We start from the raw sequence: 11564 nt of genomic DNA on the forward strand, positions 1-11564 counted from the left end.
TGGAATTGGGTGTTGTGGTAACCTCAATTATCTACAGAATTTAAGGGGGTGGCAATTTTTTTGCTTATAAAGCCCTCTAATATAGGATTTAATAACCTATTTTTATATAAAGTTTTGACAATACGATTAATTTAGGGGGAGAGAAAAGATGAAAAAGCTTTTTGGTCTTTTGGGGCACCCTGTCGGTCATTCATTATCACCGCTCATGCATAACCAAATGTTTCAATTGTTAGATTTCGATGGTTATTACCATGCATTCGACGTGGAGCCGTCTCAGTTAGAAAAAGCTGTAGAAGGGGCTCGGGCGTTACAAATGCAAGGCTTCAATGTGACAATCCCGCATAAGGTGACAATTATGGATTATCTCGACATGGTCGATGAAGAAGCGCAAGAAATTGGAGCTGTAAATACGGTGGTAATGAAAGACGGGCAATTGTTCGGTTCTAATACAGATGGGCAAGGGTACTTAGAGTCTTTGATGGATGTTGTGACAACTCCTTTTCCGACACACGATGTGTTGATTATTGGTGCAGGTGGTGCCGCTCGAGCGATCGGGATGGTGCTTAAACGGGAGAAGGTTCGATCCATTACGATCGCGAATCGAACGTTGGCAAAAGCCAAGGAATTTAGCGAAGTCCTTGAATCGAGTGAGACAAGCTGTTCAGCTCTTTCCCTAAAAGAAGCTGAACAACAACTAGAACGTTTCTCGGTTATTATTAACACTACATCTGTCGGGATGAGCCCCCGTGTCGACGATATGCCTTTATACCTTGAACGTTTATCAAGGGAGACGGTTGTTAGCGATTTAATCTATAATCCACTTGAAACGAAATTTTTACGTGAAGCCAAACAAAAAGGCGCAAAAACGGTAGATGGGTTAGGGATGTTTGTCAATCAAGGGGCGCTTGCTTTCGAATTATGGACAGGTTTACGCCCTGATCGTGAAAAAATGAGACGCTGTGTTTTAGAACAGCTAGGAGGATAATGCAATATGTTAACAGGAAAGCAAAAACGTTTTTTACGGGCGAAAGCTCACCACCTTCAGCCTATTTTTCAAGTAGGAAAAGGTGGGGTCAATGAGAACATGGTTAAACAAATTAGTGAAGCTCTTGAAGCGCGCGAATTAATTAAAGTCAGCGTACTACAAAATTGCGAAGAGGATCGTGACGAGGTGGCCGAGGCTTTGGCTACCGGTGCTGAAGCTGAACTCGTTCAAGTGATCGGCAATGTTATTGTGTTATATAAGGAATCAAAAGAACAGAAAACAATTGAGTTGCCGTAGGAAGGGAGCGGAAACGGAGTGAAGCGCATCGGACTTTTAGGGGGAACGTTCGACCCGCCGCATATCGGTCATCTTTTATTGGCGCAAGAGGCGATACATTGTGCGGACTTGGATGAAGTTTGGTTCGTACCGGTCGGCATCCCTCCCCATAAAGAGCGAGAGGAGATCGCTTCCAACGATGATCGGCTTGCCATGATCAAGAGAGCGATTAAAGGGAAGGAAACGCTTTTTAACATCTGCACAATCGAGTTAGAGCGAGAAGGGAAATCGTACACCATTGATACGGTTCGGACGTTAACAAAGAAACACCCAGATGTTCGCTTCTTTTTTATTATCGGCGGCGACATGGTCAAAAGCTTACCGACATGGAAAGGGATCGATGAGTTACTTGCCACTGTAACGTTCATTGGCTTTAAGCGACCAGGTGTTTTGCTTGATTCCCCTTATCAAGACCAACTGATGCTCGTAGAGGGGCCAGAGGTGAACGTTTCATCGACGATGATCCGTGAGCGGATGACGGAAGGGAAACCGATCTCGTACTTATTACCTTTAGATGTAGAACGCTATATTTATGAAAAGGGGTTGTACAAAACCAATGAATCGCGGAAAAGCCCTTCAGTTAGTAAAACCTCATCTAACTGAACATCGTTACCAACACACCATTGGGGTAATGGAAACGGCGATTGATTTGGCAAAGCTTTATGGTGCGGATCAACAAAAGGCTGAGCTTGCTGCCATTTTTCATGATTATGCCAAATTTAGAGATAAAAATGAAATGAGAACTTTAATAAGGGAAAAGCTGTCGCAGCAGGATATATTATTTTATGGAGATGAGCTGTTGCATGCTCCATGTGGTGCATACTATGTACGAGAAGAAGTCGGAATTGAGGATGAAGACGTTCTTCAAGCGATACGCTTCCATACAACGGGGAGGCCGAATATGAGTCTGTTGGAGAAAATTATTTTTCTAGCTGATTATATAGAACCAAACCGTCAATTTCCCGGTGTGGAAAAAGTGCGCACACAAGCAAAAACAGATTTGAATGGCGCCATTATTTCTTCTTTAGTAAATACAATTACGTTTTTGCTTAAAAAAAACCAGCCTATATATCCTGATACCCTTGCAACATACAATCAGTTACTATTAGAACAGAAATGATGGGAGGAGTGAAACACAAATGTCAAATCAAGAACTATTGCAACTGGCGGTAAATGCTGTGGACGATAAAAAAGCAGAACAAGTCGTTGCCTTAAATATGAAGGGGATTTCATTAATTGCTGATTTTTTTCTCATCTGTCATGGGAACTCCGAAAAACAAGTACAAGCAATTGCTCATGAATTAAAAAAAGTAGCACAGGAACAAGGCATTGAAATTAAACGTCTTGAAGGCTATGAACAAGCGAGATGGGTACTGATTGATCTCGGTGATGTGGTCGTTCACGTGTTTCATAAAGATGAGCGCGCATACTACAACTTAGAAAAGCTCTGGGGAGATGCGCCAACTGTTGAATTAGAAGGAGTTATTAGTTAATGAGTTTAAAGCCAGGTTATCAAGTGACAATGCGCGTGGACCGTGTTCGTGATTTTGGGGCCTTTCTAACAGATGAAAGGAAGCAAGAAGAAGTGTTTCTTCATAAACGGGAAATGACGAGAGAGGTTTCGGAAGGCGATGAGGTTACGGTTTTTTTATATCATGACCACAAAGGTCGTTTAACTGGGACAATGGAAGAACCGCTCCTCACAGTCGGTGAACTCGCTTGGCTCGAGGTCGTTGCTGTGAAGGACGGGCACGGATTGTTTTTGCATAACGGTGTTTCCCGTGATCTGTTTCTTTCCATCGATGAATTGCCGACTGATCGATCCATTTGGCCACAAGTGGGTGACCGACTTCCCGTATCGTTAACATGGGATAAAAAAGGGCGGTTAATGGGGAAATTGGTGAAAGGACAACCTTTGGAAGAGCAAGCTAATAAAGCAACGAATAATCTCCGAAAAAAAGAAGTGCATGGCACAGTCTACCATTTTCTCGACGATGGCGCTGTTTTGTTTACAGAAGAAGGTTATCTTGGCTATTTGCATAAAACAGAAATGGAGACGAAGCCGAGATTAGGGGAACGTATCACAGCGAGAGTATTATATGTTCGTGAAGACGGTCGGATCAATGTCACCACATTCCCTGTACGAACAGAACGGCAAAAAGAGGATGCGGACGTCATTTTTGACTATTTGTGTTCCCGTGGAGGGGCCATGCCGTTTTCTGATCGAACTCCACCGGAGGATATTAAAAAACGTTTTGATATGAGTAAAGCGTCGTTTAAACGGGCCCTCGGAAAGCTCCTGAAGGAAGGGAAAGTTTATCAAGAGGATGGATGGACGTATCGCAAGGAGAGCCGAGAGCAATGAATTACGAGATGTTTGCTAAATTATACGACCGATTAATGGCTGATGCGCCATATGATCGTTGGGCAAAACTCGTGGAGGAAGAAATCCGAAAGGCGATATTCTCAGATGTAAACCTACTGGATATTGGCTGTGGGACAGGCCGTTTGCTTAAGATATTAAGTGAGCGAGGCTATGCCTGTACAGGCGTCGATCAATCGGCGAACATGCTCGTGATTGCGAGAGAGGCGTTAGCTCAAAAAGGGGTTCAAGTCCCTTTATTTCAGCAAGATATGACCGAGTTCTATACCGGAGAAACGTATCAAGTGATCACGATCTTTTGTGACTCCTTGAATTACGTGATAACCGAAGAAGGAGTTGTCCAAACGTTTCAGCGGGTATTTGACCATTTAGATCAACAGGGAGTGTTCATGTTTGACGTCCATTCTCCTACAAAGCTCAGGAACCATTTTATCGGAAAAACGTTCGCTGATGCGGATGAAGAAATTTCATATATATGGCAGAGCTTTGCTGGTGAAGCTGAACAATCGGTTGAGCACGAGCTTACGTTTTTTGTACGTAATGAGACTGGCTCCTATGATCGTTATGAAGAACTCCACATTCAACGGGGGTATCCAATTGAGCGTTACGTGGACTGGCTAAAAGAGGCGGGTTTCTCACGTATAGACATCACTGCTGATTTTACAAATGAGGCACCAACCGAAAATAGTGAGCGGATTTTTTTTAAAGCTTATAAAAAATAAACAGGAATTTGCTTTTGCGTAGCGAAAATGATAAAGGGCAGGGATATCCCTGTCCTTTATCTCTTACAAGGAGGTGACTCAACCCTTTAACGTAAGCTGAGACGAAATTTTCTCCTGTTCGTGATAATATTTTTGATGGGTTTTCTGAAACAGGCGATCAAACATGTGACCCACGTCTTCCTCTAACACGCGGATCCCTTCCCCAGTAATACCTCCAGGTACACATACCCGTTTTTGTAACGTCGGTAAAGTATATAATTCCTGATCTAACAATTTCCCAATCCCAATTAACATTTCGGTCGCTAACACCGTCGCGTCTTCTTCGGAAATCGCTGTTTGCCGAACCGCTGCCTCAATGAAACGTTGCGTTAAATAACTAAAAAATGCGGGCCCGCAACTTACGATATCTGAAGATACCCGTGTAATTTTTTCTTCAATCAATAATGGCTCTGAAATGGTGCCCAATAAGCCGCAAAGGAACGACCGATCCTCTTCAAGACAACGCTCACTGAAGCTAACGAGCGTTGAACCCGCGAAAGCCCGATTTAAGATGCTCGGAATGGCTCGGGCCACTTTGCAATCAACAGAGTTTTCTAATTGGGCGATTGAGATTGGGCTTGTGATCGAGACGAGCAGTTTGTTTGCCGAACAATGGGGACGTATGTCCATTAACACGCGGTGGAACTGCATCGGTTTTACACAAACAAAAAAGCAGTCAGTCTGCTGAACGACCTCCTCTGGGTGATCAACTACCGATAGCCCGGGATACCGACGAGCCAACGCATCTGCCTTTTCCCGTGTGCGATTTGTTATCACCATTTGTTCGGCTGTTAAGGCGGATGATTCGAGAAATGATTCAATGAGAATTGTTCCCATACTTCCTGTCCCAATAAACCCGATTTTCATGATGTCGCCTCCTTCTCGCTGCTACCATCAAGTTGACATATGATGGATCCTTACTTACACATGTATGACAGGAGTTAGGAGAATATGTTTGTTGTCTTATTTTTGCATGCGTAACGCGTAAGTCTTGACCATCTCAACGGTTACAAGTTTACGTGTAGGCAATTGATATAGTTTAGCTAGTTGATTCATCTCTTCTGTGATTCGATTAATGGCTGTGGTTGTGAAAGGCTTGCCTTGCTTCGCTTCGCTTACCGCTTTTTCGATCGCTGCCTCTCGCTTTTGATCCATTTGTTGAAACTGTTTTTGCGCTTGACGATGCTTTTTGATTTGGTCTGCAATTTGTAAATGTACGCTCATTTTGGGCTCCTTTCTCGCTCGATCGTGAGGTGATTAATAAATGAAATTTTTTCCATTGACAAAAAGGGAGCAGTTGGTGAGTGTGGTCGCTCTCATTTTCGCTCTGATAGTAAGTGTAATGGTCTTTTTGGCCTTTGGCAATGTTGGATTAAAAGAAAATAACCAGGCTGAGGAGGACATATTTATGTCTTTTGATAACAATCAGCCCTTATCGGAGGCTGACAAGCAGCTTGATGGAACGAATGAACGGTTGGTGGTCGACGTGAAGGGAGCTGTGGAACATCCTGGCGTTTATGAGATGGTACAAGGGGAACGGGTGATTGACGTAATTGAAAAGGCGGGTGGTATGACAGAAAAGGCTGCTGCTGAAAGTGTCAACTTAGCGGTAAAATTACACGATGAGATGTTTATTTATGTTCCTGAACAAGGTGAAGCTGAACAGTCTCTCCCTGAACAGCAAAATGAGCAAGGGGATACCCAGATGGTCGTATTAAATCGAGCGACTGAAGTGGAACTACAATCATTACCAGGAATTGGCCCTGCTAAAGCGACAGCGATCATCTCCTACCGTGAAGAGCATGGAGCCTTTTCTTCATTGGAGGAGCTAATGAACGTCTCAGGAATTGGGGAAAAGTCATATGAAAAGCTCGCCCCTTACTTGCGGTTGAATTAGGACATTGACGAAGTAGTGAGCGTCCACTACACTTACAGGAGACAAAATGTAGAGGTGAGCAAGTTGAATCGAATTTCTTGGGATCAATATTTTATGGCACAGAGCCACTTGTTAGCACTTCGGAGTACGTGTACTCGCCTTATGGTAGGGGCGACGATCGTTCGCGATAAGCGGATTATTGCTGGTGGTTACAACGGATCGATTTCAGGTGGGCCTCATTGTATTGATGAAGGCTGTTACGTTGTTGAGGGGCATTGCATTCGAACGATTCATGCTGAAGTGAATGCGTTATTGCAATGTGCAAAATTCGGGGTACCTACAGAGGGCGCAGAAATTTATGTAACCCACTTTCCGTGTGTGAACTGTACGAAAGCCATTATTCAAAGTGGTATTAAAAAAGTTTACTATGCAACGGACTATAAAAATTCCCCGTATGCTGAAGAGTTGTTTCGTGATGCGGGGGTAGACGTGGAGCAGGTCGAATTAGAAGAAATGATTTTGGACCGGCACAACGAAGAAAAACTAACGTTTACTGCTGATTTGTTAAAAAGGCTGGCTGAAACTGGCTATGACGAAGCTGAGATCCGTCAATTGCACGAAAAGGCCAACCGTCTTTATACATCTTCTTAAATCGCTAATGGGCGAATGATCCTTCCTAATTCTTAAACCTAGGTTCATGTGAGGTGATGGCTTGGCTTCCCGAATCATTTTCCTCTTCTCTTTATTGATCATGCTAGGCCTCGCTACTGGCTTGCGGGGCTTTAGTGCCCTCCTCGGATTCCTCGCGTTCCTTCTACTCCTGATCATTGTCTGTCAACAATATCGGCGTTTTCTGCTTCTTTTTCTAGCGATCCTTCTCTTTTTATGTGCTTGGTTGTACGGAGTCGTCCAAGAAAGGCAAAACGAGACGCAACTAAATCCGTTAGTTCAAAGCGTGGAAGGGACGCTCATTTCTGATCCAGAATTGGACGGGGACCAATTTTCTGCGACCGTAAAAACAACAGATGGTGAAAAAGTGCTCATTAGAGGAAGGGTCCAAGCTGAAGCGGAGAAAGATAAACTGGAAATGACGCAAATAGGGATGGTCTGCTCGTTCGTTGGCCAGTTAGAGATACCTAGTGAACCGACGAACCCATACCAATTTAATTACAGGCAGTTTTTAGATAATAATCGAATCCATTGGATATTTCGTACCGATTTAACGCAATGGCAGTGTAGTGACCAGCCCACGACTCTTTTTATGAAGGTAAAACGCTGGCGGAGCGAACAATTGCAAGACATTTATGACTTGGCATCCGATGAAACAGCAGGATTAATTGCAGCTTTCGTCTACGGTGATCGAAGTGAACTTGACAGCGAGCTACTATCTGCATACCAGTCATTAGGGGTCATCCATTTACTTGCGGTATCAGGGCTTCATGTTGGACTCGTGGTCGCAGCTGTTTTTTATCTTTTCATCCGGCTCGGTGTTACACGTGAAAGAGCGTATGAGTTGCTCCTATTGTTTCTCCCCTTTTATGCCATTGTCGCAGGGGCGGCACCTTCAGTTGTTCGCGCGGTAGGGATGACGATGACTGTTTTATTAGCACTCCGTTTTCAAAAGCGATTGGCGCCGATAATCGTCCTTTCTTTAGTTGCCGTCATTTACATCATTATTGAACCATACGCGATTTTCCAATTAGGCTTCCAGCTCTCCTTTTTAACGACGTGTGCGCTGCTTCTTTCATCCTCCACCTTATTGCAAGCAATCAATCGACCGTTGCTCTCCTTGGTAAAAGTCACGTTCCTCGCCCAACTGATCTCCATGCCTGTTATTTTGTATCACTTTTTTGAACTGCCCATCCTCTCTGTTCCTCTCAATCTTCTCTTTGTACCCGTTGTCTCTTTTGTTCTTTTGCCGTTAAGCTTTTTCGTTGCAAGCTCGCTATTGATACATCCAGGGGTTGCTGAGCTTCCCTTATTCATTCTTGAGATCATTGTGCCAATCGTCCATCAGCTTCTTTTGGTTTTAAACGAACAATCGTTTGCCGCTGTTGTCATTGGAAAGCCGTCACTAAATAGCGTTTTTCTAATGATGATCAGCTTGATCATTGGTTGGGCATGGCTTGAACGAAAGGAACCATTCAAAGCCTGGGGTGCTTTTTCGGTCGTATTATTTCTTATCGCTTGGCAAATTTATTCCCCGTATTGGAGCAATGAAGCCATAGTAACTATGATTGATGTTGGTCAAGGGGACAGCTTTTTGATTGAGCTTCCAAGAAGAAAGGCGGTTTATATGATTGATACCGGTGGATGGGTAACCTATGGGGAAATGGAGCCGTGGCAAGAACGGCGTAACACGAGAGATATTGGTGAGCAAGTACTGACACCGATTTTGAAGGGGAAAGGGATACGTGGGATCGATAAATTAATTTTAACCCACGGACATGAGGACCATTTTGGCGGAGCTGAAGGACTGGTCCGATCCATAAAGGTGGATGAAGTCGTCTATGGATACAAACATGCCGAATACACCGAACGGGAAATGGAAGTTTTAAGTGCGTTAAAAAAAGCAGGAGCATCAATTCGTTTCGTTAAGTCGGGTGATCAATGGGTGATAGGTTCTTCTTCCTTTCGCGTGTTATCTCCTTTTGGTGATGAAGAGGAGCTCAACGATCAGTCGGTTGTCGTATATGCGGTAATTGAAGGGGTTCGTTTTTTGTTCACAGGTGATTTAGAGGAAGTAGGCGAGAAACGATTGTTGGAAGGTTATGGTGATCTAAAGGCAGATGTGTTAAAGGTAGGCCATCATGGGAGTGCTACTTCAACGACTGATCCGTTTCTTGAAGCCGTTCACCCGGTGGTGGCTCTTATCTCAGCAGGCAGAAACAATCTGTATGGGCATCCAAATCAAGATGTATTGGCAGCGTTGGAGCAACATGAAACTTTTGTACTGCGGACAGACCTCCATGGAGCTGTTAAGTTAACGATTCGGGATGGAGGGATTTACGCTCGGGTGATGACGACAGATTGAATTGTCATGGATAAACAAAAACAACCACTTTTATCACAAAGTGGTTGTTACGGATTAATGTCCACCAAACACATCAACTAATGTTGCAATCGTGAAAAGTACGGTGAAAAAGCCAAACACTACTGCAAATCCAACAATGGAATCAATAAAGTCGTTTTTCTTATACTGAACATCTTTCTCAAAGTGGTTCATCGTATCTCCTCCTTCATCGCAATTTCAGTATAAGGGATATCCCCAAAAAAATCTACCAGATTTGACAAGCTGTCGTGAGAATTGCAGGCTTGTTCATAAAATTCTCATAAACCTAGATCACTTCCCTTGGTTGCTAAGAGTTGTCACCTATAGTTTCAGGTTGCATAGGATATCATAACAACTACACAGGCGGTTATGATTATCGTCATAAAGAGGATGGCTCGGGGTCCTCCTTTATGACGTTTATCATAAATGGGGGATGGGCTTTATCTGGTTCATCTCCCTTTTCCATTCGTACCTATATGATATACTAAATTCGAACAGCTTATGTTCGTTTTTTGTATTGATGATTGGCTTGCTTTTAAAGGATGTGACCGAAAATGAACTATTTAAAATTAAAGCAAGACGCCCAAGCGGGACGAGTGGCCCCTGTATATTTTATGTATGGGACCGAGTTGTTTTTAATGGAAGACCTCATACAGGACATTTTGTCCGTAACGTTATCGGATGAGGAAAGGGATATGAATGTTTCATCTTATTCCCTTACTGATGTTCCGATTGAGACGGCGCTCGAAGAAGCAGAAACGGTTCCTTTTTTTGGCTCGAAGCGGGTCGTGATCTTAAAAGATGCTGCCCTATTTACAAGCAAAAAGCTTGATGTTGAGCACGATGTGAAACGATTGGAGCAATACATATTGAACCCAGTTCCAGAGACGGTTTTGCTGATCATGGCCCCTTATGAAAAGCTCGATGAACGAAAAAAAATCACGAAGCTTATTAAAAAAGAGTCGATTGTTCTTGAGGCAAAGCCTTTGGACGAAGGAGAGGCAAAAGCATGGCTATCCTCACTGGCAAGCGAGCTTCAGGTGGAGATGGACGAGAAAGCTATCGACACGTTGTTAGGGATGACGGGTCTTCGCTTGACCCAATTAGCATCTGAAATGAATAAATTAGCGTTGTATGTAGGGGAAGGAGGCATCATCCGATCAGAGGACGTAACCTTGCTCGTTGCCAAAACGCTTGATCAGAACATTTTTGATTTGATTGATTTTGCCATCAATCAGAGGACTCATCAAGCGCTCTCTCTTTACCATGAGCTCCTGAAACAAAAAGAGGAGCCATTGAAGCTGTTGGCCTTATTAACACGGCAGTTTCGCATCATGTACCAAGTCAAAGAGCTTGGACGAAGAGGATACACCCCGAATCAGATGGCGAAGCCGTTAAAAATTCATCCCTATGTTGCCAAACTTGCGGGAAAAAAAGCAGCCAGCATGTCAGACCAACTGTTATATTCCCTAATCGAAAAAGCTGCGGATACAGAGTTTGCGATTAAAAGTGGAAAGGTTGATAAAGTGCTGGCATTAGAATTGTTTTTACTCACAATGGGTTCTAGGGAGAGCGTAGGTTAGTGGACAAAGCGTAACTACCCATGAAAAAAAGCCTGCTCCGTTATCAAGGAGAGGCTTTTGTCCGTTACGCAGAAAGTCCGTTCAATTTTTTCGCAAGGCGAGATTTTTGACGAGATGCTGCGTTTTTATGGATAAGACCTTTGTTCGCTGCTTTATCAAGCTTTTTTGTTGCTTCAACAAAAGCTGCTTTGGCCGCTTCTGCGTCGTTGTTTTCAACTTTCGCTTCAAATTGCTTAATCGCTGTGCGAAGTGCAGATTTAACAGAAGCGTTTTGAATACGACGCTTTTCGTTTGTTTTTACACGTTTAATCGCAGATTTAATATTTGGCATTCCCTTTCACCTCCCGAATAACCATCGTTGATCTTAATGAACCGCTCGTCACAAATGGTCCGTTCGGTTTCTTTAAGAGTTGTTCAAAAAGGGTACAAGACATGTCTCATGATGACATTATTCACTTTTCGAACATAGTTAAAAAAGAAAAAGAGATCAATGTGATCATCTTGACAACAATCTGCATTCTATCAAATGCGGAAGAAAAATGCAATAGAGAATGGAATACGAATCGATAGGGAACGATAATTTTTGCA

At 43.4% G+C, this 11564-nt stretch carries 15 protein-coding genes; 11 read left to right on the forward strand and 4 right to left on the reverse strand.

The genetic code is table 11. The annotated features are described in order from the left end of the window. Positions 1–148: 148 nt before the first annotated feature. The 7 genes from aroE to E2L07_RS04000 are packed head-to-tail and all read left to right on the forward strand — an operon-like array spanning position 149 to position 4426. Entirely contained in the window at positions 149–985 is an 837-nt protein-coding gene (gene aroE / locus E2L07_RS03970; RefSeq protein WP_134228917.1) for a shikimate dehydrogenase, read from the forward strand. Positions 986–991: 6 nt separating this feature from the next. Continuing rightward, positions 992–1282: a ribosome assembly RNA-binding protein YhbY gene (yhbY, locus tag E2L07_RS03975; RefSeq protein ID WP_010897492.1), complete on the forward strand. Its 291-nt coding sequence runs from the start codon at positions 992–994 to the stop codon at positions 1280–1282. Positions 1283–1300: 18 nt separating this feature from the next. Next, on the forward strand, positions 1301–1924 hold the full coding sequence (locus E2L07_RS03980) for a nicotinate-nucleotide adenylyltransferase (RefSeq protein WP_010897493.1): 624 nt from the start codon (positions 1301–1303) through the stop codon (positions 1922–1924). Beyond that, positions 1878–2441, forward strand: a complete 564-nt coding sequence (gene yqeK, locus E2L07_RS03985; protein WP_010897494.1) for a bis(5'-nucleosyl)-tetraphosphatase (symmetrical) YqeK — start codon at positions 1878–1880, stop codon at positions 2439–2441. Before E2L07_RS03980 ends, yqeK begins: the two co-directional genes overlap by 47 nt. Before the next feature lie 19 nt (positions 2442–2460). Further along, positions 2461–2814, forward strand: a complete 354-nt coding sequence (gene rsfS, locus E2L07_RS03990) for a ribosome silencing factor (protein ID WP_010897495.1) — start codon at positions 2461–2463, stop codon at positions 2812–2814. Continuing rightward, on the forward strand, positions 2814–3686 hold the full coding sequence (locus E2L07_RS03995; RefSeq protein WP_134228918.1) for a CvfB family protein: 873 nt from the start codon (positions 2814–2816) through the stop codon (positions 3684–3686). The genes rsfS and E2L07_RS03995 overlap by 1 nt, the downstream gene beginning before the upstream one ends. After that, the gene (locus E2L07_RS04000) at positions 3683–4426 is read left to right on the forward strand and encodes a class I SAM-dependent DNA methyltransferase (RefSeq protein ID WP_010897497.1); all 744 of its coding nucleotides are present in this window, start codon (positions 3683–3685) and stop codon (positions 4424–4426) included. The genes E2L07_RS03995 and E2L07_RS04000 overlap by 4 nt, the downstream gene beginning before the upstream one ends. Positions 4427–4504: 78 nt before the next feature. Here E2L07_RS04000 and comER read toward each other — a convergent pair whose 3' ends face one another. Further along, on the reverse strand, positions 4505–5332 hold the full coding sequence (gene comER, locus E2L07_RS04005; RefSeq protein WP_053431538.1) for a late competence protein ComER: 828 nt from the start codon (positions 5330–5332) through the stop codon (positions 4505–4507). A 96-nt stretch (positions 5333–5428) separates the two neighbouring features. Continuing rightward, positions 5429–5689 carry a YpbS family protein gene (locus tag E2L07_RS04010; RefSeq protein WP_053431537.1) on the reverse strand — a complete coding sequence of 87 codons (261 nt, stop codon included), beginning with the start codon at positions 5687–5689 and terminating at the stop codon, positions 5429–5431. A gap of 184 nt (positions 5690–5873) precedes the next feature. Between E2L07_RS04010 and E2L07_RS04015 the strand changes: the two genes are divergently transcribed. From E2L07_RS04015 to E2L07_RS04025, 3 genes are all read left to right on the forward strand, one after another. Continuing rightward, on the forward strand, positions 5874–6362 hold the full coding sequence (locus E2L07_RS04015; protein ID WP_166740016.1) for a ComEA family DNA-binding protein: 489 nt from the start codon (positions 5874–5876) through the stop codon (positions 6360–6362). Between the two features lie 63 nt (positions 6363–6425). Beyond that, positions 6426–6992: a ComE operon protein 2 gene (locus E2L07_RS04020; protein ID WP_010897501.1), complete on the forward strand. Its 567-nt coding sequence runs from the start codon at positions 6426–6428 to the stop codon at positions 6990–6992. Positions 6993–7053: 61 nt separating this feature from the next. Then, positions 7054–9375, forward strand: coding sequence for a DNA internalization-related competence protein ComEC/Rec2 (locus E2L07_RS04025; protein ID WP_053431535.1), 2322 nt, complete (start codon positions 7054–7056; stop codon positions 9373–9375). A 54-nt stretch (positions 9376–9429) separates the two neighbouring features. On the opposite strand, the gene E2L07_RS04030 is transcribed toward E2L07_RS04025, so the two are convergent. Then, positions 9430–9567, reverse strand: a complete 138-nt coding sequence (locus E2L07_RS04030; protein WP_010897503.1) for a YqzM family protein — start codon at positions 9565–9567, stop codon at positions 9430–9432. Positions 9568–9947: 380 nt separating this feature from the next. Here E2L07_RS04030 and holA point away from each other — a divergent pair, with 380 nt between their 5' ends. Beyond that, complete coding sequence (gene holA / locus E2L07_RS04035; RefSeq protein WP_134228919.1) at positions 9948–10976, forward strand: DNA polymerase III subunit delta; 1029 nt, start codon at positions 9948–9950, stop codon at positions 10974–10976. A 64-nt stretch (positions 10977–11040) separates the two neighbouring features. On the opposite strand, the gene rpsT is transcribed toward holA, so the two are convergent. Continuing rightward, positions 11041–11307 (reverse strand): 30S ribosomal protein S20, encoded by a 267-nt coding sequence (gene rpsT, locus E2L07_RS04040; protein ID WP_053431533.1) that lies wholly within the window; start codon positions 11305–11307, stop codon positions 11041–11043. Between the last annotated feature and the right edge of the window lie 257 nt (positions 11308–11564).

Source organism: Halalkalibacterium halodurans, from assembly GCF_004376175.1.
Lineage (GTDB): Bacteria > Bacillota > Bacilli > Bacillales > Bacillaceae_D > Halalkalibacterium > Halalkalibacterium halodurans.